We start from the raw sequence: 22,828 nt of genomic DNA on the forward strand, positions 1-22,828 counted from the left end.
CAGGACCAGCCCGTCATCGACCGCAGCCTCGGCCCGGACGGCCGGGACGACCCCGAGGTCCTGCGCTGGGCCGCCGTCAACGCCTGGTGGACCCTCTTCGAGTTCCGCGGAATGACGCTGCTGGAACCGCTCCGCGAGGGTCTTCAGGGCGCTGGGGCTCAGCGTCGTCCCGAACGTCGCCTGGATGTTGTCACCAAGAACCCGCGGCGTGGGATAGCTGCCGTCGATCGACTGACGGAAGACCTGGTAGTACGCCTCCTCGTCCGGCTCCGGCGACCCACCGCCCTCGCCCAGCTCGCGCGTACGGTTCGGGCCCACCGGGATCGGGAAACTCCCCGTCTCCTCCGGCGAGGGCTGCTGGAAGTCCTCCGGCTGCTGCTCCTCGTACCACTCCTCGTACTGCTCGTCCGGCGCGTACTGAGGCTCCTGCATCATCGGGTCGTAGGTGGGGTCGTAGCCGCCGTGGTAGTCGACCTGGCGCTGCGCCTGGAACCAAGGGCTCTCCTCGTCCACCGGGGCGCTGTCCGCCTGCCCGGCGTCCTGACCGGGCCCGGCGTTCTGACCGGGCAGCTCCAGGCGCTGCCCGCCCGCAGGCGCCGCCTTCTGCGGGACCGGCGCCACCCCAGCGGCACGACCGCCCGCAGCCCCGGCCGGTATCAGCGCCGGCTCTATGCCCGCCGCCGCCAGCCCCGCCGCAGCCGTCTCCGCCAGCGGCACCCCGTACCTCGCCAGCCGCAGAGGCATCAAGGACTCCACCGGAGCCTTCCGCCGCCAGGCACGGCCGAAGCGGGAACGCAGACGGGCCTGATAGACGAGACGTTCCTGCTCCAACTTGATCACCTGGTCGTACGAGCGCAGCTCCCACAGCTTCATACGACGCCACAGAAGAAACGTGGGCACCGGCGAGAGCAGCCAGCGCGTCAGGCGGACACCCTCCATGTGCTTGTCCGCCGTGATGTCGGCGATCCGCCCGATCGCATGCCGGGCCGCCTCCACCGCGACCACGAACAGCACCGGGATGACCGCGTGCATACCCACGCCCAGCGGATCCGGCCAGGCGGCGGCACCGTTGAACGCGATCGTCGCCGCCGTCAGCAACCACGCCGTCTGACGCAGCAGCGGGAACGGGATACGGATCCAGGTCAGCAGCAGGTCCAGGGCCAGAAGCACACAGATACCCGCGTCGATGCCCACCGGGAAGACATAGGAGAAGTTCCCGAAGCCCTTCTTGATGGCCAGCTCTCGCACGGCCGCGTAAGAGCCGGCGAAGCCGATACCAGCGATGATCAAGGCGCCGGTCACGACCACGCCGATGAGAACGCGGTGCATCCGAGTCAGCTGCAGTGGCGCGGCCACGCGTACTCCCCTCCCCTTGCCTGTTGTTGCGCGCAACAGGGTGGCACACGCGAACGGCGAACGTGGTATCGGTCGGGCTTCGAAAACCCCTCAGACCCCTCGCTCAGCCCTTCTGCGCGGCCGACTTGGACGGAGAAGCACTGGAAGAAGCCGACTTGGACGGAGAACCCGAGGGGGACGTCGAAGGCGAAGCCGACTTCGACGGCGCCGCCGACGCCGAACCCGCCGACGCCGAGCCGTCATTGGCGGACGACACCGCCCCGACGACCTCCTTCACCGCGCCCTCCGCTGCCTTCGTCAGCTCGTCCGCGTCCGGAGTCTTCTCACCCGCCAGACCGGCCCCGTTGTAGTCGAGCGTGACGACCACGTTCTCGACCCGCGCGACCACCGTCTGCTGCTTGAAGAGACCCTCCTTCTTCTGCAGGTCGTAGCGCACGGCCGTAGCCTCCGCGCCCGTACCCGACAGCGGGATCTCCTTGGTGTTCTTCGCACCCGCCACCGACGCGGCGTCCTTGACCTGCTGGGCGAAGTAGGTGTGCGCCTGCGCGTCACCGGCACCGCGCGTGCTGTCCGAGTCAAAACGCAGCAGCGACACATTCAGCCACCGGAACTGCGAGCCCTTCACACCGTTGTTGTCCAGGCTGCTCCACGAACAGGAGGCACGCGACGACGGATCGTCCGAACCGCCCTTCTTGCCCGACGTGCCCTGCGGCACCAGATCCGTGAGCGTCTTCTTCGACAACACCGCGCACGCGTCCGGCAGCCTCTTGTACGCCGCCGCCTGCACGGACGGGGACGCCGCCGACGACTGCGCGCCGCCGCCCGCGGACTGCTGCGCACTGCTGCCGGAGCCCTTGCCCTTGGCATCACCCGAGTTCGAAGAACAGGCGGCGGTGATCAGCACCGCCGGCACGGCTGCCGCGCAGACAAGTACACGGCTCAGGCGCTTGCCACGCATTCCTCGCTGGGCACGGTCGTCTCGCTGGGCTGCTCGCTGCATGGTTCCTTCACTCATGACGCTCGGTGGTCGTGCGGGTTCCTGCGGGGGCCCACGGTACGCGGTGAAGGAGCTGTGCGGTTTCCGTTCGGTGCTTTGCGCACGGCGGGACGAACGGCTCCCGCCGCCGTCAACCGCCCAGCGTGTCATCCAGATGAGAGGCCAGATTACGGGCCCTGTCCTGCATTTCCTTGCTGTCCGGGACCGTTCCGACAGCCGTCGGCTGCTCCTCGTACTCGATGGTGACGACGACGTTGGACGTGCGGAACACCACAGTCACCGTCCGCTGTTCGGCCGTCGAACCGGACGAACCGAGCTGGTCGTCGATATACGCCTCGTCACCGAGATCGGACAGCACCCGCGGCTGCAGATCGGCGGCGGAGCCGGAGGGCGAGGCATCACCGGCGGAGGCCGAGGGACTGCCGCTGGACGCGGACGAGGAGGAGGACGAAGAGGGGGAGGCGGAGGAGGAGGCCGAGGGCGACGACGAAGACGAGGAAGACGGGGAAGTGGGCGTGGGTGCCCCGCTAGCCGTCCCGCTCGCCGTCGAGGAACCGCTCGGCTCCGGGAGGTCGGCCGCCACCTCCTTGCCCTCGAACAGCTTCGTCGCCTGGTCGTCGTCGCTGACCGTGTTGTCGTACGACACCACACGCTCGAAGTCGACCGAGAGACGGTCGGTCGCGTCGGCGGACTCCACCTTCCAGTGGCAACCGACCTTGCGATCGGTGTCATACGTGAGCTCGGCCTCACCCTGGTACGCCTTGTCCCGCTGGGCGGGATCGGCGATCTGCTTGATGCCGGGCAGCATCGAGTCGAGGGTGTCGTGACCGACCGCACCGCAGGGCTCGGGCAGCGTGCGGTACTTGCCGGGCTGGGCGGCGACCGTGGCGGTGCCGGCGTCGCCGGGGTTGGCGTTGTCCGCCGAACTGTCGCTTTCCGAGCCGCTCGTGCAGCCGGCCAGCAGCGCCGCGAGGAGGGCGGCGGTGCCGGTTACGTACGCCTTCCGCTGCACGGTCGGGCTCCTCTCGGATGTGCGCTCGCTCGGTGATCCAGTGTCCCCGCTGGTTATTCGCTTGCCGCAGCGGGGCGCCCCCTGGAGACAATGTGTATCGCACGCGCCGCCGTGGCCGCCGGTCCCTTGTCCCTTTTCGCCGGCGTCGGCGCTGAATTTCCGCTTCGCTGCTTATAAGCCTTGCGTAAGCCTTTGTTGTCGTTTTCGGGGGAAAGAGGAACGTATGTCGTACGTGGAGATGCCGGGCGCGAAGGTCCCGATCCGGATGTGGACCGACCCCGCGACGGTCGAGGACGTGGCCCTGCGCCAGCTCCAGAACGTGGCGACCCTGCCCTGGATCAAGGGCCTCGCCGTGATGCCGGACGTGCACTACGGCAAGGGCGCGACGGTCGGGTCCGTCATCGCCATGCAGGGCGCGGTGTGTCCGGCGGCGGTGGGGGTGGACATCGGGTGCGGGATGTCGGCGGTGAAGACGTCCCTGACGGCCAACGACCTGCCGGGTGACCTGTCACGGCTGCGGTCGAAGATCGAGCAGGCGATTCCGGTGGGGCGGGGGATGCATGAGGATCCCGTGGAGCCGGGGGACTTCCATGGGCTGGCTACGGCTGGGTGGGATGAGTTCTGGGGGCGGTTCGACGGGGTCGCGGAGGCGGTGAAGTTCCGTCGGGAGCGGGCGGCTTTGCAGATGGGTACGCTCGGATCCGGGAATCATTTTGCAGAGGTCTGCATAGATATGCAGGATGGAGTGTGGCTGATGCTCCACTCCGGCTCCCGGAACATCGGCAAGGAACTCGCCGAGCACCACATCGGCGTGGCCCAGAAGCTTCCGCACAACCAGGGGTTGGTCGACCGTGACTTGGCGGTCTTCGTCGCGGATACCCCCCATATGGCAGCCTACGAGAACGACCTCTTCTGGGCTCAGGAGTACGCGAAGTACAACCGGTCGATCATGATGGCGCTCCTCAAGGACGTGATCCGCAAGGAGTTCAAGAAGGCCAAGGTGACGTTCGAGCCCGAGGTGAGCTGCCACCACAACTACGTGAGCCGCGAGCGGTACGAGGGCATGGACCTGCTCGTGACCCGCAAGGGCGCGATCCGCGCCGGCTCCGGCGAGTACGGGATCATCCCGGGCTCCATGGGTACGGGGTCGTACATCGTGAGGGGTCTCGGAAACGAGAAGTCCTTCAACTCGGCCTCGCACGGCGCCGGTCGGCGGATGAGCCGTAACGCGGCGAAGAAGCGCTTCTCCACGAAGGACCTGGAGGAGCAGACCCGGGGCGTGGAGTGCCGTAAGGACTCCGGTGTCGTGGACGAGATCCCGGGCGCCTATAAGTCGATCGACCAGGTCATCGACCAGCAGCGAGACTTGGTGGAGGTCGTCGCGAAGCTGAAGCAGGTCGTCTGCGTCAAGGGCTGACCTACGGCTGAACCAGGGCCCGGTCCGGGAAGACCGGGCCCTCGGTGTCGGCGGGATGAGCTACAGAGCCGACTGGGTGGACAGAGGCGTCGGTGAGTGCGTGGCCCGCCATACGGGGACGACCAGAGTGGGGTCGAAGTGGTGGGATCCCTTGACCCCGGGAAGGATGATCACCGAATCGAGCAGGCCACGGAGGATCTGGTGCTTCGCGTCCATGCTCAAGCCGGCCCAGTGTGCGCGCACGTCGGCGCTCTCACCCTCATCGGAGCGGTGCCTGACCGACCAGGCTCGCTGCTCAGTCACGAGCTGTTTGACTTCTGCCTCTTCTTGTGTCAGGCGGCAGAAGTACACGGGGTCGCTGATTTCCCCGGCGTACCACCGTTCCTGGAGGAATGCCTTGCGTTGCATGGCGACCGCGAGGTCATGGGCACCGGGCCAGGGAACGGTGATCGGCGCACTGCGTGCGCCTTTTTCCTCCAGCTTGGTCAGTGCGTATTCGGTGATGAGATCGTCAACAGCCTTGCCTTGGCGACTCAGTCGCCCGCAGCCTCCATCCAGCGCGGATCGGCAGCGGTATGCGTACGACGCGTTGGTCTGGTGCCCGTGCATGGCTGCGCCACACCGTTGTCCGTCAAGCGCGAGGGGCCTCCCGCACCGCACCAGTCCGGTAAGCAGGTACTGGACGTTTCCTTGTGGGGCAGCTCCGAGCCGATGCCAACCTCCGGGATGCCGCTGACCGTCCAGCATTTTCGTCACCGCGAGCCATTCCTCGGGCGACACGATGGGCTCCCATCGGCCGACAACGGGTTCACCATCGGCAGTGCAGACCAGAACTCCATTGAGCTTGCGGTACCCGCAAAGTCTAGGATTCCGGAGGAGTTGCTTGACCGTCTGGCGCTGCCATGGGTTTCCCAGGGAACTCGGGTAGCCGGATGCGACGAAGTCCTGGGTGACTGCTGTCAGTGTCTTGCCCGCCAACAGGCTTTGCACTCCATGTCGCACGACCTTTGATTCACCAGGGTGCAGCGTCACCCTGTCGGCGTTCCAGCCGAATGGGCGACGGGATACGACCGGCTCGCCTCGCTCGGCGCGGGCCCGGTGGTTAAGCCTTGCCCGATGCTGCTGCTTGGTGCTTTCCGCGCGGGCGGCCGCGGCTCCCAGCAGGCCCCGCTGAGCGGAGTCCTGGTCGTAGAGATCGTGCAGGCCGAAGCCGTCGGCGTATGCCCGCAAGGGGCGTGCGGTGAAGCATTCGATGAAACGCCGGTAGGTGTGGACGTCCCGGTACAGCCGGTCATCGGAGACGCACACGACACCGTCGACCGGATATCCCGTCGCGCTGACTCCGGCCCCGAGTGCGTCGAGCATGGCGTCGAAGTCGTGCCGCTTGACGCCCGCCTTGGAAGCCGACTTGTCGTTGTCCACGTAGCGGTGAACGATGATCATCCGATGCCGCGCCGCAATGCGCGCGCAGTGCTGTGCCTGGTCTCTGACGCCGTGGCCGTCCTTGCGGTGTCGGTCGCTGGAGATGCGGCAGTAGGCGACGACAAGCCGCCAGCCGTCCTGGCGGAGAACCAGCGCCTGGGGGAGGGTTGGGGTTCCGGCGGGTACACCACGGAGGTTGTCGACCAGGAGATCGAGGTCGGAGATCTGCCCCCTTCGTTTGGTGCGTTGCACAGGGGGTGACTTCTTGGCCCCGGTAGGCTCGCATTCAGCCACAGGAAGCCTCCACTTCCATGCTGGTGAGGCCCTCGGCGGGGCTGCTTCCCTGCCGAGGGCCGTCGAAGTGATCGTGTGGCGCGAGCCTAGATCGCCAGTTCGTACGGCGATCGGGTGATCGGTGAGGTTCCCCCGTGTGAGTGAACGGGGGCGGAGTGGCAGGTCAGTGGCCGTGGCGGACGGCGTAGATCATGACGAAGGCCACGACGTGGATGCCGAAGAGGAAGTAGCCCAGGAACCACCAGACCCTGCGTTCGTCGTGGGTTTCCTGGGCCAGGCGGGCCTTTTCCAGGGAGGCGGCGTCGTCGGGGGTTTCGGGGGTTTCTTCGGACATCACAGCTCCCGGTGGACCTTGGTGTTGGACGCCTGGGCGCGGGGGCGGAGGACGAGGAGGTCGACGTTGACGTGGCTGGGGCGGGTGACCGCCCAGGTGATCGTCTCGGCGACGTCGTCGGCCGTGAGGGGCTCGGCGACGCCCTCGTAGACCTTGGCCGCCTTCGTCTCGTCGCCGGCGAAGCGGGTCAGGGCGAACTCCTCCGTCTTCACCATGCCGGGGGCGATCTCGATGACGCGGACCGGCTGGCCGACGATCTCCAGGCGGAGGGTCTCGGCGAGGACGTGGGCTCCGTGCTTGGCGGCGACGTAGCCCCCGCCGCCCTCGTAGGTGCCGTGGCCGGCGGTGGAGGAGACGACGACGATCACGCCGTCGCCGCTGGCGACCAGCTTGGGCAGCAGGGCCTGGGTGAGGTTGAGGGTGCCGATGACGTTGGTCTCGTACATCGTGCGCCAGTCGGCCGGGTCGCCGGTGGCCACCGGGTCCGCGCCGAGGGCGCCGCCCGCGTTGTTGACCAGGACGCCGATGGTCTGGAAGGCCGTCGCGAACTCGTCGACGGCGGTGCGGTCGGTGACGTCGAGCTGGTAGGCGACCGCCGAGTGGCCCGCCTTGGTCAGTTCCTCCGCCAGCGCCTCGATCCGGTCCTTGCGGCGGGCGGTGAGGACGACGCGGTAGCCGGCCTCTGCGAGCTGCCGGGCCGTGGCGGCGCCGATGCCGCTGCTCGCACCGGTGACGACGGCGATGCGGGAGGCGGGGGCCATGGGCAGCTCCTGGAGTCTGGCGGCTTTTCGAGGTCCCGTCCAGCGTAGGTGAGGCTCAGGCGCCGTTGCGGGGGGCCCACATGATCACGGCCATGCCGGCGAGGCAGATCAGCGCCCCGGTCACGTCCCAGCGGTCGGGGCGGTAGCCGTCGGCGACCGCGCCCCACAGAAGGGAGCCGGCGACGAAGATGCCGCCGTACGCGGCCAGGATGCGGCCGAAGTGGGCGTCGGGCTGGAAGGTGGCGACGAAGCCGTACGCGCCGAGGGCGAGGACCCCGCCGGCCATCCACAGCCAGCCCCGGTGCTCGCGCATGCCCTGCCAGATCAGCCAGGCACCGCCGATCTCGAAGACGGCGGCGACGACGAACAGGGCGGCGGAGCGGAGGATCGACATGGGCAGCAGCTTGGCATGGGGTGCGGGAGCCGGTGCGCGGCTCGTCGGCTGCCGGAGGCGGAGCGCGGGGTGCGGACGCAGAACGGGTGGGGGCGGGCGGACGGCGCGCAGCTCGCGGAGCTGGTCAGGCTGGTGGACGAGGGGGTGCTGACCCTGAGGGTGGCTCGGACGTCCGCGCTGGAGGAGGCGGCGAAGGCGCACGCGCGGCCGGCGGAGGGCGGGGTGCGCGGGCGGCTGGTGCTGGTGGCGCCGTTCGGCGGGCGGGCGACGGCCTGACCGCTCCGGCCTGGGGCCGGCGGGTTTACGGCTTGGACCTGGATGGGGTGAGAAGACGGTAGGGCGGCGGGCCGGGTTGCCCCTGTGACGGTGAGAGGGGGGTAAAAAGGGTGATCGTAGGTCCGCCCGCCCCGACCGAACCGCCCGGGGCCTTGGCAAACTGGGTGCGTGCCCCAGACTGTGCTGCTCGCTGAAGACGACCGTGCCATCCGTCATGCCCTGGAGCGTGCCCTGACGCTGGAGGGGTACGAGGTGACGGCGGTGGCCGACGGCGTAGAGGCGCTGGCGCAGGCCCACAAGACCCCGCCGGACGTCCTCCTGCTCGACGTGATGATGCCGGGGATCGACGGCCTCCAGGTCTGCCGGGTGCTGCGGGCCGAGGGTGACCGCACCCCGATCCTGATGCTCACCGCGCTCGTGGAGACCGCCGACCGCATCGCGGGACTGGACGCCGGCGCGGACGACTACGTGGTCAAGCCGTTCGACGTCGAGGAGGTCTTCGCCCGGCTGCGCGCCCTGCTCCGCCGTACCAGCCCGGTGCCCGCCGGCGGCAACGGCGGCGGCGGTGAGAGCGGTGGCCGGGAGCCCCAGCTCTCCGACCGGCAGGTCGAGGCCGCCGGCATCCGCATGGACCTGCAGGCCCGCCGGGCCTGGCGCGGCAAGCGTGAGCTGGAGCTGACCCGCACGGAGTTCGAGCTGCTGGAGCTGCTCGTGCGCAACGCGGGCATCGTGCTCGACCACTCCACGATCTACGACCGGATCTGGGGCTACGACTTCGGGCCCGGCTCGAAGAACCTCGCCGTGTACGTCGGCTACCTGCGCCGCAAGCTCGACGAACCGGGTGCGCCGCAGCTGATCCACACCGTGCGGGGCGTGGGTTACGTGCTTCGGGAGGACTAGGTGGGCCGCCTGCGGCGGCTGCTGGCGCCCGGCCGGCCCAAGCTGGTCTCGCTGCGCACCACCTTCGCCGTGTCCTTCGCGGCCGTCACCGCCGCCGTCACGGTCCTCGTCGGCATCCTGTCCTACAGCAGTGCCGCGCGGCTCGTCCGGGTCGACCAGCAGTCGGTGTTCACGCAGGTCGTGCAGGACGTGCAGGGCGAGGTGCGGGGGCACGAGATGCTCCCCGAGGACTTCTCCTCCTCCCGTCCCGGGCACGACCTGGTGCGGCCGGCCCGCACCGATGTGCAGGTGCTGGGCGCGCAGGGGCAGATCGTGGACCACGGCAACCCGAGCCTGCCCGTCACCTCCCGTGACAAGGCCATGGCGCTCGCGACGACGGCGGGGAAGGTGGTCCAGCACAAGGACGTGCCGGTGGACTCGGACGTGTACCGCATCGCCACCGTCTCGCTCGGCGACGGGCGGGGCGCGGTCCAGGTCGCGCAGGAGTTCAGTGACACCGAGGACCTGCTGCGGACGCTGCAGCGGCGGACGCTGGTCCTGATGGTGGCGGTCGTGGTGGCGGCCGGCCTGTTCGGCTGGTGGCTGGCCCGCCGGATCACCCGGCGCCTGGTGATCCTCACCTCCGCCGCGGAGGACGTGGCCCGCACCCGGCAGCTGGGCATCGAGGTGCCGGTGGCCGGGCTGGACGAGGTGGGCCGGCTGGGCCGCGCCTTCGACCGCATGCTGGGCCGCCTGGCCCAGTCCGAGGAGGACCAGCGGCGCCTGGTGCAGGACGCGGGGCACGAACTGCGCACTCCGCTGACGTCGCTGCGTACGAACATCTCCCTGCTGCGCCGGATCGACGAGCTGTCGCCTGCCATGCGGGAGGAACTGGTCGCCGATCTCAGCCAGGAGGCGCGGGAGCTGACCGACCTGGTCAACGAGCTGGTCGATCTCGCCGCGGGGCAGTCCGACACCGAGCCGCCGCAGCGGGTGGACCTCGCCGACATCGCCGAGGACGTCGTGGGGCTGGCCAAGCGCCGTACCGGGCGGGAGATCGTCCTGCGCACCAGCGGTGACACGACGACCGACGGGCGGCCGGGGATGCTGCAGCGGGCCATGTCGAACCTGGTGGAGAACGCGGCCAAGTTCGACCGGGAGAGGAAGGGGCCCATCGAGGTCCAGATCACCGGGCCGGCGCGGTCGGGGCCCGTGCGGGTGGAGGTGCTGGACCGGGGGCCTGGCATCGCCGAGGGCGATCTGATCCGGATCTTCGACCGCTTCTACCGGGCCGCCGACGCGAGGTCCCTGCCGGGCTCGGGGCTGGGGTTGTCCATCGTCCGCGAGGTCGCCATGGCGCACGGCGGAGCGCCGTTCGCCTTCCGGCGGGAGGGCGGCGGAGCGGTGATCGGTTTCACCGTGGGCGGCTGAGCGCCCAAGGGTCGCCAAGGGTGCTTCGGCGTCGCCGGGTGCGGGTCCGTGGTGGTGGCTCGCGCCGAGGGGGCCGGGGGGCCGACGTACATCGACTCGGCCGCGCGCCCTTGGTCGTGGGGTTACGCACCGCTGGTCGTAGGGTTGCGGACCGCTGGTCGTACGGTTGTGGACCGCCGGGGTGAAGTGAGCCCGGCGGTCCGCAACACCGTGACGCCCCTACGACTTGCGGCCGCCGATTCCCGGGATTTCGAGGAACCCCTCCGCCCGGGCGCTCGCCAGGCCGATCCGGGGGATGTCGCTGCTCTTGGCGAAGAGCAGGAAGCGCGGTTCCCACACCGGGCGGTACTTGGCGTTGGCGCGGTAGAGGGACTCGATCTGCCACCAGCGTGAGAAGAAGGTGAGGGTGGAGCGCCACAGGCGCAGGACGGGGCCTGCGCCCAGGCGGGCGCCGCGTTCGAAGACCGAGCGGAACATCGCGAAGTTCAGCGACACCCGCTTGATCCCCAACTCCTTCCCGCGCAGCAGGAGTTCCACGACCATGTACTCCATCAGGCCGTTCTCGCAGTCGCGGTCGCGGCGCATCAGGTCCAGCGAGAGGCCGTGCTCGCCCCAGGGCACGAAGCTGAGCAGGGCGCGCGGTTCGTCGTTGCCGTCGCGGCACTCCAGCATCACGCAGCGGCCGTCCGCCGGGTCGCCGAGGCGGCCGAGGGCCATGGAGAAGCCGCGTTCGGTGGCGCCGTCGCGCCAGTCGTCGGCGCGCTTCATCAGCAGGGCCATCTCGTCGGCGGGGATGTCCTCGTGGCGGCGGATGCGGACGGTGTAGCCGGCCCGCTTGACCCGGTTGTGGGCCTGGCGGACCACGCGCATGGCGCGGCCCTCGAGGGTGAAGTCGGCGATGTCGACGATGGCCTCGTCGCCGAGTTCGAGGGCGTCCAGGCCGTGCCGGGCGTAGATGGTGCCGGCCTCCTCGCTCGCGCCCATGACGGCCGGGGTCCAGGCGTGCCGGCGGGCCTCGGCGAGCCAGGCGTCGATGGCGCCGGGCCAGGCCTCGGGGTCGCCGATCGGGTCGCCGGAGGCGAGCGAGACGGCGCCGACGACGCGGTAGGTGACGGCGGCCTTGCCGGTGGGGGAGAAGATGGCGGCCTTGTCGCGGCGCAGCGCGAAGTAGCCGAGGGAGTCGCGCGCGCCGTGCTTGTCCAGCAGGGCCCGCAGACGGGTCTCGTCCTCCTCGGTGAGCCGCCGGCGGCCGCGCGGGGAGCGGAAGCAGGCGTACAGGACCAGGAGGAAGGCCGCGGCGAGCAGGATGTTGAGGATGATGTCGGCCCAGCGGGGCGCGTGCACGGAGTCGACCCGGTCGGCGAGCGGGCCGACGCTGATGCCGCGCAGCAGGCTGTAGGCGAGCTCGTCGTACCAGGTGGCGCCGGTCAGCTTGTTGGTGGCGTGTACGAGGAGGGTGCCGAGTCCGCCGGTGACCAGGAGGCCGCCGGCGCCGACGGCCAGCGCGAGCTTGGGGTTGGAGGGGTCGCCGATGGCGTTGAACTCGCGGCGGCCGATCAGCAGCGCGGCCACGAAGAGGCCGGTGAGGGCGGTGGAGACCCAGTTGAAGGCGTGGTCGCGGAACGGGTGCTGGGTGAGCGCGAGGACGTAGAGCACGAACAGGGGGCCCGCGCACAGCAGGTTGACCACCCACGCGGCACGCTTCCCGCGCCGCATCACCAGCGCCAGGAAGATCGCCGCCGCGGCCGAGGCCAGGCCGGCGGTGGCCAGGTACGGGGTGAAGAACTGGCCGGCGTGGTGGGTGTGCGCGTGCACGTGGCGGGCGGTGAAGAGCTTGCCGTCGTTGTGTTCCTGCACCTCTTTGCGGAACGGCAGCGACATGACCGCGATGACGTTGAAGACGGCGATGAGCCGCAGGTACCACACGGTGGCCGAGGCGGCCCGCGCGCGCAGGCGGGGCCCGGGCACGGGCAGCTGCGGCACACGGCGCGTGCCGCGCTGTGCGGGGACCTGTGAGGAGAGCAGGGTCTGCTGCTGAGCGGGCATGGTGACTGGTCACCTTGAAGAGTGGGGGACGGTCGACCCCGGTCGGGGCCACCTTTGACCCTACAGCTTGTAGGGTAGTCCGGTTGGATGGTCTTCCGGGACAGGAGCGTACCGACAACCGCTCTTACCCGGCCCTTCCCGTGCCATGCCTCTTACCCGGCCCTTCCCCTGGCACGCCGGGCCGCCACCAGATGCCAGCCCAGGTTGCCCACCGCCGCGCCGGCCGCGACCGCGGCGACGATCACCCCGCCGGTCGCGAGTCCGTCGCTGAACAGATGCGGCCGCCGGTCGAGGCTGTGCAGCCCGAACCCGCACAGCTCGTACACGCCGACGGCGGCGACGAGAAGGCTGACGGCCAGCAGGATCAGCGTCGGCGCGAGACTGCGCACCCCGACCTGCACGGCTGCCTCTGTTTCCGTGTCCTGCATGGATCCCCCGATGAACAGACGAATGAACAGCCCTGCGATCGCCGCCGGTTGGGAACCTACAATACGTAGGGTCGGCCGGGGGTGATGACGGCGGCGTGGGTCCGCGAGTCGTGGTCCGGGTGCGCTCAGTCCTCCTCGGTGCGTCCCGTGCGACGGGCGTAGGCGCGGGCGGCGCGGGCGCGGTCGCCGCAGCGGGTGGAGCACCAGTGCCGGCGGCCGTGGCGGAGCAGGTAGCGGTTGCAGGGGGGCGAGCCGCAGGCGGTGAGGCGGTCGGCGTCGGGGCCGGTGAGCAGGTCGGCGGCGTCGGCGGCGAGGGCGGCCAGGGCGTGTTCGAGGATCTGCGTGGTGGGGTGGGTCGTCGCTCGGTACGGGCCGCGCTCCGGGGACCAGTGCAGCAGTGCCGCCGCGGGGGCGCGGGTGAGCGCGTCGTTGACGGCGTTCAGGGCGCCGGCCGGAGGGGTCTGGCCCTCGACCCGGGCGGCGATCAGCGACCGGAGGTGCTCGCGCAGGGAGCGCAACTGGGCCGCGCAGGTCTCCCGCAGTCCGGCGTCGGCCGGGGCGAGCCCGTGCGCGGTGAGCCAGTGGTTCGCGGCCTGCGGAGTGCCGAGCAGGTCGGTGAACCGGCCGCCGGGCAGGGCGGGTGCGCTGTTGGCGAGGTCGAGCGCGGGGTGCTGCTCGGCGCCCGGTGCGGGCGGCAGCCCCATGTCGTCGGTCAGGCTTCCCTTCACATCCCTCATGGTAAGGCTTGCGCGCATCCGTGAGATGGAGCTAGCTTCTTCTCATGGAAAGCAACGGATCCAACCGTGAGGACTTCGCCATGACTGCTACGGCCGAGCCGGTTCCCGTGCGCGTACTCGGTGGCCCGACCGTTCTCATCGAGTACGGCGGTCTCCGCCTCCTCACCGACCCCACCTTCGACACCCCGGGCGACTACCCGCGCGGCAGCGGCCGGTTCCTGAGCAAGACCGCCCCGCCCCGCCTGCCGCAGACCGACCTCGGCCCGGTCGACGTCGTCCTGCTCTCCCACGACGAGCACCCCGACAACCTCGACCACTCCGGCCGGGCCCTGCTCGCCTCCGTACCGCGCACCCTCACCACGAGCGGCGGCGCCGTCCGCCTCGGCGGCACCGCCGAGGGCCTCGCTCCCTGGCAGTCCGTCGAGCTGCCCCGGCCCGACGGCGGCACGCTCACCGTCACCGGCGTACCCGCCCTGCACGGCCCCGACGGCGCCGACGCGGTCATCGGTGAGGTCATCGGCTTCGTCCTCACCTCGGCCGACCTGCCCACCGTCTACGTCAGCGGGGACAACGCCTCCCTGGAACTGGTGAAGGAGATCGCCGACCGCTTCGGCCCGGTGGACACCGCGGTGCTGTTCGCCGGGGCGCCGCGCATCCCGGGCATCCTCGACGGCGCCCTGCTCGTCCTGGACGCCGCCGGCGCCGTGACCGCCGCCGGGCTCCTCGGCGCCCGCCGGGTGGTCCCGGCCCACTGCGACAGCTGGGCCCACTTCACCGAGACCCGTGACGACGTGCTGGCGGCGTTCGAGGAGGCGGGGCTGGCCGACCTGCTCCAGCTGGACTGAACCGGAAGCCGACCGTCTCCGACCAGCGCAGCGCGGTGCGGGCGACGGAAGCCGCCGGAGAGCGACGACCCCGAGGTGACGCCGGTCGCGGTGGACGCGGCCGACCGGCGCGCCGTACAGGAGGCGCTGACCGGCGCCGACGCCGTCGTACTGACCGTACGGACGCGCTGCGCGGCCCCGGTGACCGGCATCGCCCAGCTGCGCGCCTGCCGGGCCCACGCCGCCGCCGACTGGCTAGTCCATGTCCACGGGACCGTCGTCCGACTTCCGCTCCTTGCCGGAGCGCAGCTGGAGCAGGCCGTTGACGTCACCCCTCGGGCCCTGGCCGTCCTTGTCCTGGCCCAGGCCCTGCCGGACCGAGTCGAGGATCGTCAGACCCTGGGACACCAGGCCCGCGGCGATCTCGCCGAGGCCGTCCGCGCCGTTCAGGACGTTGACGTTGGCGCCGGACAGGCCGCCGGCGGCCTCCTTCACGATCTGCGGGAGCTGGTCGATGAGCATCCGGTCGAGTGCGACCCGGTCGTAGGAGGCCGCGGCCTCCGCCTGGATCTTCATGCGCTGGGCCTCGGCGGCGGCGAGGATCCGCACCCGCTCGGCCTCGGCCTCGGCGGGCTTGACGACCTCGGCCACCAGCTGCTTCTGCCGCAGCTCGGCCTGGCGCTGCGCCAGCTCCGTCTGGGCCTCGAGCACCTCCTGCTGCGCGTGGGCCTGGGCGAGCGGTCCGGCCTGCGCGGCCTGCGCCTGGGCGCGGTCCACCTCGGCCGAGTACTCGGCCTTGACGATGGCGGTCTGCCGGGCGTACTCGGCCTGCTTGCGGGCCGCCTCCTGCTCCGCCTCGACCGCGGCCTGGGTGGCCTGGGCCTGGGCGATCTGGGCCTGCCGCTGGATCGCCGCCTTGTGCGGGGCGGACATCGCGTCGATGTAGCCGGTGTCGCCGTCGTCGATCGACTGGATCTGCAGCGAGTCGACGATCAGGCCGATCTTCGCCATCTCCGTCTTGGAGGTGTCCAGCACCTCGGCGGCGAGCTTCTGCCGCTCGGTGACGATCTCCTCGACCGTCATCGAGCCGATGATCGCCCGCAGGTGGCCGGCGAAGATCCGGCCGGTGAGCACCGACATCTGCTCCTGGTCGGAGAGGAAGCGCTGACCGGCGTTGATGATGCTCTCGTGGTCGTTGCCGACCTTGAAGGCGATGACCGCGCGGACGTGCAGCGAGATGCCCTGCTTGGTCACACAGGTCTCGGTGACCTCCGCCTCACACATGGACAGGGTGAGGAAGCGGACCTTGCGAAAGACGGGCAGTACGAACTTTCCGTGGCCCGTCACCACTCGGAACGGCGCGCCCCCCAGTCCCCGCCGGCCTCCCGAGATCAACATCGCCTCGTCGGGAGCGGGAACGCGGTATCCGAACATGCTTGTACTCCTCAGCCTGCGTCGGCGGTGTCTCCGCCGAGCGTGTCCAATGGATCCACCCACTCGATGACGCCGACCTCGCGGCATCCCCGTGATTCGATCACGAGGACCGTGGCGCCCGCGGGCAGGGGATCCTCGGACCACGCCAGGAAGGTCTCGGAACCGCCCCTGACCCGCACCAGGACCTCACCGGGGCCCGCGGATCCCCGCGTCCCGATGAGCACCTTGCCCGTGCGGCCCACCACGGCCTCGTCCTGCGGCATCACCGGCCGTCCTCCTCCTTCTGGCCTGAGAATTCCGACGATAGACCGACCGGGGCCGGTTCCCAACGGGAGGGAGGCACCGGGCCCGGCGGGATCAGGAGCAGCGCAGCAGGATCATGAACCCGTAGTCCATGTGGAGCTGCTGGTGGCAGTGGAACAGGGACAGTCCCGGCTGGTCGGCGGTGAAGTGGAGGTCGAGGGTCTGGTAGCCGCCGCGGTCAGGCGGCCGTGGCAGGGCGTGGTTCGCCGTGGAAGACCTGTCGGGCGTGCCAGTCACGGTGAGCTGCGGCAACGGGGCGCGCGCCGGGCTGTGGACCGACGAGCGGGCGGCCCGCGAGGGCTATGACGTGCTCGCGGGCGGCGGGGCTGTGGCCGACGAAGCGCTGTGAGACCAGGATGCGGTGATCGTCCCCCACGCCGAGGACGCCCTTGTCGAAGAGCTTGTGGTGCAGCGAGCACAGGCAGAGCCCGTTCTCGATCTCGTCGGGGCCGCCGAACGCCCACCAGCGCACATGGGCGGCCTCCAGCCCGACCGGCACCGCGCCGATCCTGCCGTCGTATCCGCAGAAAGCGCACCGGTACTCGTAGGCGGTCAGGACCTGCTCCCGCATCCGTGGATCCCGCTGCCTGCGTGCCGCCGAGAGCTGCTCGACCCCGGACGGCTCCAGTTCCAGGCCGGCGGCTTCGCACAGTTCCCCGTGCAGGGAGGGCGGGAAGTGCAGGTCGAGCAGCAGTCGCGCGATCCTGCCGAGCAGATCCGGCTCGCGGCGCAGCGCCGCTCTCAGGTCCGGCGCGAGCCGCCCGGTGGCGCCCGTCTCGCGGAGGTCCCGCACCCCGCTCCCGGGGCTTCCCGGTCCCCGATCGGTGCGCACTTCCCATACGCCGTCGCTGACCAGGTGGTGGAAGGGGTAGGCGGGCGTCGTCTTGTGGGGCGGTCCGTACTCGGTCAGCAGGCGCTGCAGGTCCTGCTCCACCGCGGTGTAGCGCAGACCGCCGTCGGCGTCCTGCTGGAACCGGCCGAGGGCGTACAGGAGCAGCAGCGGCTTGTGCGGGGCGCGTGTTCCGCTCCTGGTCCACTGCCTCAGCTTCGCCATCCGCTCCAGCCAGTCCATGGCGGCTGATCGTAGACGGGTCCGACCGCGCACAGACGGTCAGGCCGGGCATCCCGGCTGCCGCGCAGGCGCGGCCCATGAGTTCGTCCAGGAGCGTCGCGCTCATGCCACCGTCATGGCCATGTAGGGCACGGTGGTGCAGTGTGCGGTGAGTCCGGCGCGACAGCGGTCGCAGGTGCCGCAGTTGACGGACCAGGGGACGACGACGAGGTCGCCGGGGGTGACGGCGGTGACGGCGTCGTCGGTCTCGACGACCCGGGCGACGCACTCGTGGCCCAGGGCGAAGGGCGGCTCGATGAAGCCTTGACCTGCGAGGATGGCGGAGTCGACGTCGCACGGGGTGGCGGCGACCGGGGCGACGATCGCCTCAGCGCTCGACTGGATCTCGGGATCGGGTGCTTCTCGCCATTCGACGGTGCGCTTGGCGGCGTAGGTCAGTTCACGCATCGGTGCGCTGCTCCTTCGCCAGGGCCACGAGGTCGGCGTAGCGGACGACGGAACCGCCCGCGCCCCAGGTGCCGTCGGGCTGCTCGTGCACCAGCACCCACACCCGCAGGGCGTCGTCCGGGCCGAGGCCGGCGGCGGCCAGGACGGTCTTCGTCGCCTCCTCGACCAGGCCCGCCTTGCGACGCTCGGACAGGGCGCCCTGCGGGACCGTGACCTCCACCAGGAATCGTGGCGCGTCGTCCTCGGCCGTGGTCTGGGCGCCCTCGGGCAGTTCGACGAGGTAACTCCACGCCTGGGCACGGAAGAAGGCGGTGTCGGGGGCGCCCTCCCAGCGCAGCAGTACGGCGGCCAGGTCGCGCTGGATGGTGGCGCGGCCCTCCTCGGTCAGGCAGTTGCAGGCACTCGTCGCCGACGCGATCAAGCGCTGATCATGTCGGCCTCGAACCCACGAAAACCCCAGCTCAGGGCCACACAAGGCAATAAGGCTGATGCCCCGCCTCATGCAACCGATGGCTGAAGTCCTGCCACTCGTGCAGCGATTGGGAGGGGCGGGGCGCTGGCCTGGGGTTTCTCTGTGAAGCGTGCGTTGACCTGCGGAAACACTCCTCGGTAGTTCTCACGGGTCAACGCCGTTTCCCGGACTCATGTGCCCTGGATGTGCCCTCCGGGGACCTGGCTGGGGAGGCGTTCATGCCCAGTTTTCGCGCCTAGGGAGCTCTCGACATGCGACGGACGTCCTGTGTGCTGCATCCGTTCCCTCCGGGGCCGGACGAGGGGGAGCTTCGGAGATGCCCGTCGCGCGTGACACCAGGAGTAACGTGGCAGGTGCGAGGCGGAGTCCCGTCGTCGCACCAGCCCTCAGACGGGTGGTCATCATGACCAGCTCGGATACACCACCTGTTCCCCGGCGTCTGCCCAGCGGCGTCCACGAGGCGGTGCGGCCAGGGTGTGCGCTTCTCCGGCTGGAAACGACCGAATCACGCGAAGGCGTCCTCGACGGCGCGTGGTGGCCGCGCTCGCGCGACATCGGTGCTGAGCTGCCCGCGCTGCTGAGCGCCCTCATTGCCCACCTCGGCCCCGTGACCCGTGTGGGACTGGACACCGCGGCCTGGGAAGGTCTCCCGACGCGTATCGCCGTGGACGACCGGGTGGTGCACATTGATGCCTTCCCGGTCGGTGACGACACGGTCCTGATCACCCGGGGCGACAGGGACATCTTCTCTCTGCTCGTGGTTCCGCCGGACGCGGCACCGGACGCCGCCCGCGCCGCGATGGCCCAGGCGGTCCGGGCAGACAACAACAGCCAGGCGGAACAGATTCTCATCGACACCGGGAGCGGGCACGGTTCGCCGGGCTGACGGGCCCGCCGCCGGGCGCGACCAGCAAAACGGTGTCGGGGGGTTCAGCCGCGCCACTCCACCATGAGCAGCGTTGCGTCATCGCTGGTCTGTCCGCCCCGCGCCTGTTTGAGCGTGTGGGACAGGGAGCGCGTCACCGCCCGGATGCCGCGGCCGGTCCTCTCCAGATGGTTCACGCAGTCGATCAGCTGGTCCTCCCCGAACTCCTCCCCGCCGCTCTTGTGCTCCTCGACCACTCCGTCGGTGAAGCAGAGGACTCGGTCCCCGGGCACCAGCCCCAGCCCGCTGATCCGGGGCTCCGGACCACCGAGGCCGACGGGGAGGGTCGTCGGGGCGACCAGACGCTGTGCGACGCGGTGGTCGCGGACGAGGATCGGCGGCGGGTGCCCGGCGTTGACCCACTGCACCCGTCCCGTCGTCGTGTCCAGCTGCATCATCTGCGCGGTGACGAAGTGCTCGGGACCGAACTGCCTGGCCACGGCGCGGTCCATGAACGCGTAGATCTCCGACAGTCCGATGCCGGCGCGGCGGGCGTGGCGGTAGGCGCCGATGGCCACGGTGGCCATCGTGGCCGCGTCCAGTCCGTGGCCCATCGCGTCGATCATGGCCACGTGGAGGACGTCGTGGTTGAGCGCGTAGTCGAAGCTGTCGCCGCCCACGTCGTAGGCGGGTTCCAGGATCCCGGCCACGGCGACCCGGGGCATGATCATCGCGAGCGGTGGCAGCAGTGACCACTGGATCTCCGCTGCGACGCTCATCGCCTCACCGCGTCGGACGTCGAAGAACAGGTCGGAGTAGCCGTGCTTGGTCACCAGAAGGTCGGCCACCAACCCGGAGATCCTGAGCAGCAGGCGGCGATCGTCGTCATCGACGCTGTCCAGCGTCACCGCCATGACCCCCACCTGGTCACCGCCGTCCAGCAGGGGCAGATGGACCCGGACGCCGTCCTCATGGGGCACCTCTACAGGGACGGCATCGAGAAAGCAGCGGCCCGCCTCGGAGTCGTCGATCACGTGAGGTTCCCCGCCGGTGAGTCCCTCACCGGGCAGCGGTACGAGCACCAACTGGCCGTAGTCCTGCAACAGCACCTGCGGACGGCGGCCACCGAGCCGCTCCACGACGTCGGCGACCAAGGGCCCGATGAGATGGGGCGGGAGTTCGTGCGCGCTGTCGAGGATCTTCCCGAGGAGCGCTTCCCCGAGGCTCTCGGACCGGTCCGGGCGCCATCCTGCCGCCATCCCCTCACCTTCCGCGGTCACGCTTCGGGCGGGTGCGGGCCGGGACGACAACGGATCTGTCGGTGCCATGGCTCCATCTGCGGTCGTGAATGCCCGGCCCGCTGGTCGGGCGGAGCCGGCCGGGCTGCTCACCTGGGTCCGGCTCCTCCTTCCGACTCCCATGCGTCCTGTCCGTCGAGGCTGCTCTCGGCGAGTGCCAGCAGGCGCGGAGCCGACAGTGGGTTCCCGGGGTCGGCGGCGGCGGTCAGCAGCCGGGTGGCTACTCCGGCCGGCTCGTCCGGGGGGATCACCAGCAGTTCCCAGCGTCCCACGGTGCCGCAGTCCACGGTGATGGCGTGCGCCTCGGCGGCGGAATCGGTCAGGACCACCTCGATCACGTGGCCGGGCGCCATCACCTCCTGCGGGGCGTCGGGCCAGGCGGCGGTCCCCACGGTCACGCGGGTGACGGTGCCGCTGCTCGGATCCAGGGAACCGACCAGCGCGGGCAATTCGAGTTCGAGTGCGTCGCAGCGCGGCCACCATGCGCCGTCCAGCGGGCCATGGCTGACGTCCGGCGTGAGGCGCAGCCGGGGCATGGGCATCCGGTAGGAGTGTCCGTAACCTGGCGCGGTACCTTCGGCGGGCTTTGTGATGGCGTTCATCGTGCGATCCCGTTCCGGGCGCTGCTTTCCGGCTGCCCGTGTCAGTCACTCGCCGGGAACGGCGCCGCCGTGGTCGTACGCCCGGAAGTTCTCGGTACCTCCCACGCTACTCCCAGCCGTGGCGGGCGGCGTGGTGCGCAGCCATCGCGCCGAGAAGCAGGCAGCCATCCCGTGGAGGCACCTCCATACGGCGGAAGACGGGTCACGTGACCGCGCCCCGGCCGGTACGACCGCCGGCTCATCGCTCCTCTGCCACGTCATCGGCGTGCCGAGAGCTGCCCTTCGAGGGACAGAGTCAACACGCATGGGGCGACGGAGCCGGGCAGCCCGACGACCTCACCCATGTTCTGCCAGCCCCAGGACGAGAAGGCGGCTTGTCCTGCCCGGTCGGCAGGATGCAGCAGGGTGATCCCGAGGGAGGAGTGCAGCTCTGTGAGCAGACGCTGTTGCAGCCGGCGGGCGATGTCGCGGTGCTGAACGTGCGGGTGGGCCACGACCTGGGTGAGGACGACGAACCGTGCGCGGGAGGTGAGCCGCTGGATGATCTCCTGGAGCGTTCCGTCGGACCCCCGGCTGCCGGAGCCTTCAGAGCCCATCGGAAAACCGAAGGCGCAACCGACCAGCACCGTCGTCTCGGCGACCAGCAGGGCGAAGCCGGGGCGGCGGGCGGTGATCGACAAGCGGTGCAGGAAGTCCCCGCGGTTGTGGTACCGCTCGCCCGTGGTGCCTGCGACGGACTCCGCAGCCAGGTCCGCGATGTCCGCGCCCATGTCTTCTGCCTGCCAGCGGGTCAGCCGACGAAGGCGGATCCCGTCCTTGAGGACCGGCTGGTCCGGTCGGCGAGCGGAGTCCTCGGGCGCCCCCGTCGCCGCACTCATGAAGCCGTCGGATGCGGCGGGCGGCACGGGACTCGCGGGGGCCGTAGGGAGCAGCGAAGTCGATCCCGTGGCATCGAGGACCCGGGTAATCTGAGCGCACGGATGGTGCAGCCGCAGGCGAGCGTGGACCCGGCCGGCGCGCTGTGCTGCCGACAGGAGGACGTCCAAGCCCCTGGCGTCGCAGGAGCCGACTGTGGTCAGGTCGATGTCGATCACGGTGACACCGTCCAGCAGACACTGCTCCACTGCGGCCCGCAGCAGCGGCGTCGTGGCCGGCCCGATGTCTCCGGCAAGCGTGACGAGCGTCCGCTCTCCTCGGTTCCGCCGATGGATGTCCAGCCGGGAAAAGGTCATCACGTCTCCCCTCGGCGAGGTTGCGGACCTGCACGGGCGCTCAGCGCGATCCTTGCCGTGATGAGCTTGCGCTGAGTTGCTTCGACCGCGGCGTACATGGCCCCGACCCGTCTCCGCGCCGACCGCTGGGGCGGCCCGGATTCACTCGTCTCTCGCCGAGGACGACCCGGCGTGGTGGCCCGGAGTGCGTGATGCCCTCGGTACTTCAACCGTACGTCTGCCGCAACCGGAAGCGGCTGGGTCGAAGGGCGCGGCACGGTAGGGGCCGCGTCACTTGAAAGGCCGTTCTCCCACGTCAGAACGGTGGTGATGCTGCGGCTGCTGGTACGTGTGCACCTCACAGCCGAGGGCCGGCAGGGTAAGGGGGCACCACCTCGCCCCTGCCCTGTCGCGACAGGTGCCCGGATGCGCGCCGCTCTGGACACAACACTGGCCGCCGCGCAGTTCCCCTGGACACAGCACAACACTGCCGCCCGCGATCGAAGCCGGGCGGCA

General features: G+C 70.4%; 23 protein-coding genes and 2 pseudogenes. 6 read left to right on the forward strand and 19 right to left on the reverse strand.

Going from position 1 to position 22,828, the window contains the following annotated elements; translation table 11 throughout:
* The 3 genes from ACWC2T_RS17485 to ACWC2T_RS17495 form a co-directional block, all read right to left on the reverse strand.
* Positions 1-1,356, reverse strand: a 1,356-nt coding sequence (locus ACWC2T_RS17485) for a DUF2637 domain-containing protein (protein WP_450671226.1), incomplete at its 3' end; no start/stop codon positions are given.
* Positions 1,357-1,459: 103 nt separating this feature from the next.
* Positions 1,460-2,356: a DUF3558 domain-containing protein gene (locus ACWC2T_RS17490; protein WP_450671227.1), complete on the reverse strand. Its 897-nt coding sequence runs from the start codon at positions 2,354-2,356 to the stop codon at positions 1,460-1,462.
* Between the two features lie 127 nt (positions 2,357-2,483).
* Positions 2,484-3,365: a DUF3558 domain-containing protein gene (locus ACWC2T_RS17495; protein ID WP_450671228.1), complete on the reverse strand. Its 882-nt coding sequence runs from the start codon at positions 3,363-3,365 to the stop codon at positions 2,484-2,486.
* A 223-nt stretch (positions 3,366-3,588) separates the two neighbouring features.
* Between ACWC2T_RS17495 and ACWC2T_RS17500 the strand changes: the two genes are divergently transcribed.
* Positions 3,589-4,782 (forward strand): RtcB family protein, encoded by a 1,194-nt coding sequence (locus tag ACWC2T_RS17500; protein WP_450671229.1) that lies wholly within the window; start codon positions 3,589-3,591, stop codon positions 4,780-4,782.
* 60 nt (positions 4,783-4,842) lie between these two features.
* On the opposite strand, the gene ACWC2T_RS17505 is transcribed toward ACWC2T_RS17500, so the two are convergent.
* From ACWC2T_RS17505 to ACWC2T_RS17520, 4 genes are all read right to left on the reverse strand, one after another.
* Positions 4,843-6,456 carry a recombinase family protein gene (locus tag ACWC2T_RS17505; protein WP_450671230.1) on the reverse strand — a complete coding sequence of 538 codons (1,614 nt, stop codon included), beginning with the start codon at positions 6,454-6,456 and terminating at the stop codon, positions 4,843-4,845.
* A gap of 205 nt (positions 6,457-6,661) precedes the next feature.
* Positions 6,662-6,832, reverse strand: coding sequence for a hypothetical protein (locus ACWC2T_RS17510; protein WP_450671231.1), 171 nt, complete (start codon positions 6,830-6,832; stop codon positions 6,662-6,664).
* Positions 6,832-7,593 (reverse strand): SDR family NAD(P)-dependent oxidoreductase, encoded by a 762-nt coding sequence (locus ACWC2T_RS17515; RefSeq protein WP_450671232.1) that lies wholly within the window; start codon positions 7,591-7,593, stop codon positions 6,832-6,834. Before ACWC2T_RS17515 ends, ACWC2T_RS17510 begins: the two co-directional genes overlap by 1 nt.
* A gap of 55 nt (positions 7,594-7,648) precedes the next feature.
* Positions 7,649-7,987, reverse strand: coding sequence for a YnfA family protein (locus ACWC2T_RS17520; RefSeq protein ID WP_450671233.1), 339 nt, complete (start codon positions 7,985-7,987; stop codon positions 7,649-7,651).
* 51 nt (positions 7,988-8,038) lie between these two features.
* On the opposite strand from ACWC2T_RS17520, the pseudogene ACWC2T_RS17525 reads away from it, so the two are divergent.
* The 3 genes and pseudogenes from ACWC2T_RS17525 to ACWC2T_RS17535 form a co-directional block, all read left to right on the forward strand.
* Positions 8,039-8,263: pseudogene (locus tag ACWC2T_RS17525) on the forward strand (zinc-binding dehydrogenase); the annotation flags it as partial.
* Positions 8,264-8,431: 168 nt separating this feature from the next.
* Positions 8,432-9,163: a response regulator transcription factor gene (locus ACWC2T_RS17530; protein ID WP_351211387.1), complete on the forward strand. Its 732-nt coding sequence runs from the start codon at positions 8,432-8,434 to the stop codon at positions 9,161-9,163.
* Entirely contained in the window at positions 9,164-10,573 is a 1,410-nt protein-coding gene (locus tag ACWC2T_RS17535; RefSeq protein WP_450671234.1) for a HAMP domain-containing sensor histidine kinase, read from the forward strand.
* A gap of 219 nt (positions 10,574-10,792) precedes the next feature.
* Here ACWC2T_RS17535 and ACWC2T_RS17540 read toward each other — a convergent pair whose 3' ends face one another.
* The 3 genes from ACWC2T_RS17540 to ACWC2T_RS17550 all read right to left on the reverse strand — a co-directional run bounded on the left by ACWC2T_RS17540 (position 10,793) and on the right by ACWC2T_RS17550 (position 13,784).
* Entirely contained in the window at positions 10,793-12,619 is a 1,827-nt protein-coding gene (locus ACWC2T_RS17540) for a phosphatidylglycerol lysyltransferase domain-containing protein (RefSeq protein WP_450671235.1), read from the reverse strand.
* A 152-nt stretch (positions 12,620-12,771) separates the two neighbouring features.
* Complete coding sequence (locus ACWC2T_RS17545; protein WP_450671236.1) at positions 12,772-13,047, reverse strand: hypothetical protein; 276 nt, start codon at positions 13,045-13,047, stop codon at positions 12,772-12,774.
* 125 nt (positions 13,048-13,172) lie between these two features.
* Positions 13,173-13,784 (reverse strand): CGNR zinc finger domain-containing protein, encoded by a 612-nt coding sequence (locus ACWC2T_RS17550; RefSeq protein ID WP_450671237.1) that lies wholly within the window; start codon positions 13,782-13,784, stop codon positions 13,173-13,175.
* A gap of 80 nt (positions 13,785-13,864) precedes the next feature.
* On the opposite strand from ACWC2T_RS17550, the gene ACWC2T_RS17555 reads away from it, so the two are divergent.
* The gene (locus tag ACWC2T_RS17555; RefSeq protein ID WP_450671351.1) at positions 13,865-14,629 is read left to right on the forward strand and encodes an MBL fold metallo-hydrolase; all 765 of its coding nucleotides are present in this window, start codon (positions 13,865-13,867) and stop codon (positions 14,627-14,629) included.
* Between the two features lie 234 nt (positions 14,630-14,863).
* On the opposite strand, the gene ACWC2T_RS17560 is transcribed toward ACWC2T_RS17555, so the two are convergent.
* The 6 genes and pseudogenes from ACWC2T_RS17560 to ACWC2T_RS17585 all read right to left on the reverse strand — a co-directional run bounded on the left by ACWC2T_RS17560 (position 14,864) and on the right by ACWC2T_RS17585 (position 18,285).
* Positions 14,864-16,042: an SPFH domain-containing protein gene (locus ACWC2T_RS17560; protein WP_450671238.1), complete on the reverse strand. Its 1,179-nt coding sequence runs from the start codon at positions 16,040-16,042 to the stop codon at positions 14,864-14,866.
* 11 nt (positions 16,043-16,053) lie between these two features.
* Complete coding sequence (locus ACWC2T_RS17565; protein ID WP_450671239.1) at positions 16,054-16,305, reverse strand: hypothetical protein; 252 nt, start codon at positions 16,303-16,305, stop codon at positions 16,054-16,056.
* Between the two features lie 94 nt (positions 16,306-16,399).
* Entirely contained in the window at positions 16,400-16,582 is a 183-nt protein-coding gene (locus ACWC2T_RS17570) for a multicopper oxidase domain-containing protein (protein WP_450671240.1), read from the reverse strand.
* On the reverse strand, positions 16,524-17,417 hold the full coding sequence (locus ACWC2T_RS17575; protein ID WP_450671241.1) for a phosphorothioated DNA-binding restriction endonuclease: 894 nt from the start codon (positions 17,415-17,417) through the stop codon (positions 16,524-16,526). The genes ACWC2T_RS17570 and ACWC2T_RS17575 overlap by 59 nt, the downstream gene beginning before the upstream one ends.
* Before the next feature lie 114 nt (positions 17,418-17,531).
* Positions 17,532-17,864, reverse strand: a pseudogene (locus ACWC2T_RS17580) (alcohol dehydrogenase catalytic domain-containing protein); the annotation flags it as partial.
* The gene (locus ACWC2T_RS17585) at positions 17,857-18,285 is read right to left on the reverse strand and encodes a tautomerase family protein (protein ID WP_450671242.1); all 429 of its coding nucleotides are present in this window, start codon (positions 18,283-18,285) and stop codon (positions 17,857-17,859) included. The pseudogene ACWC2T_RS17580 and the gene ACWC2T_RS17585, both read right to left, overlap by 8 nt.
* A 454-nt stretch (positions 18,286-18,739) precedes the next feature.
* Between ACWC2T_RS17585 and ACWC2T_RS17590 the strand changes: the two genes are divergently transcribed.
* Positions 18,740-19,222, forward strand: coding sequence for a DUF5994 family protein (locus ACWC2T_RS17590; RefSeq protein ID WP_058083969.1), 483 nt, complete (start codon positions 18,740-18,742; stop codon positions 19,220-19,222).
* Between the two features lie 44 nt (positions 19,223-19,266).
* Here ACWC2T_RS17590 and ACWC2T_RS17595 read toward each other — a convergent pair whose 3' ends face one another.
* From ACWC2T_RS17595 to ACWC2T_RS17605, 3 genes are all read right to left on the reverse strand, one after another.
* Positions 19,267-20,460 carry a PP2C family protein-serine/threonine phosphatase gene (locus tag ACWC2T_RS17595; RefSeq protein ID WP_450671243.1) on the reverse strand — a complete coding sequence of 398 codons (1,194 nt, stop codon included), beginning with the start codon at positions 20,458-20,460 and terminating at the stop codon, positions 19,267-19,269.
* Positions 20,461-20,588: 128 nt separating this feature from the next.
* On the reverse strand, positions 20,589-21,101 hold the full coding sequence (locus ACWC2T_RS17600) for a DUF5994 family protein (protein WP_237280912.1): 513 nt from the start codon (positions 21,099-21,101) through the stop codon (positions 20,589-20,591).
* A gap of 257 nt (positions 21,102-21,358) precedes the next feature.
* A complete protein-coding gene (locus ACWC2T_RS17605) occupies positions 21,359-22,333 on the reverse strand; it encodes an STAS domain-containing protein (RefSeq protein WP_450671244.1) in 975 nt (324 codons plus the stop codon).
* Between the last annotated feature and the right edge of the window lie 495 nt (positions 22,334-22,828).

Source organism: Streptomyces sp. NPDC001393, from assembly GCF_053597455.1.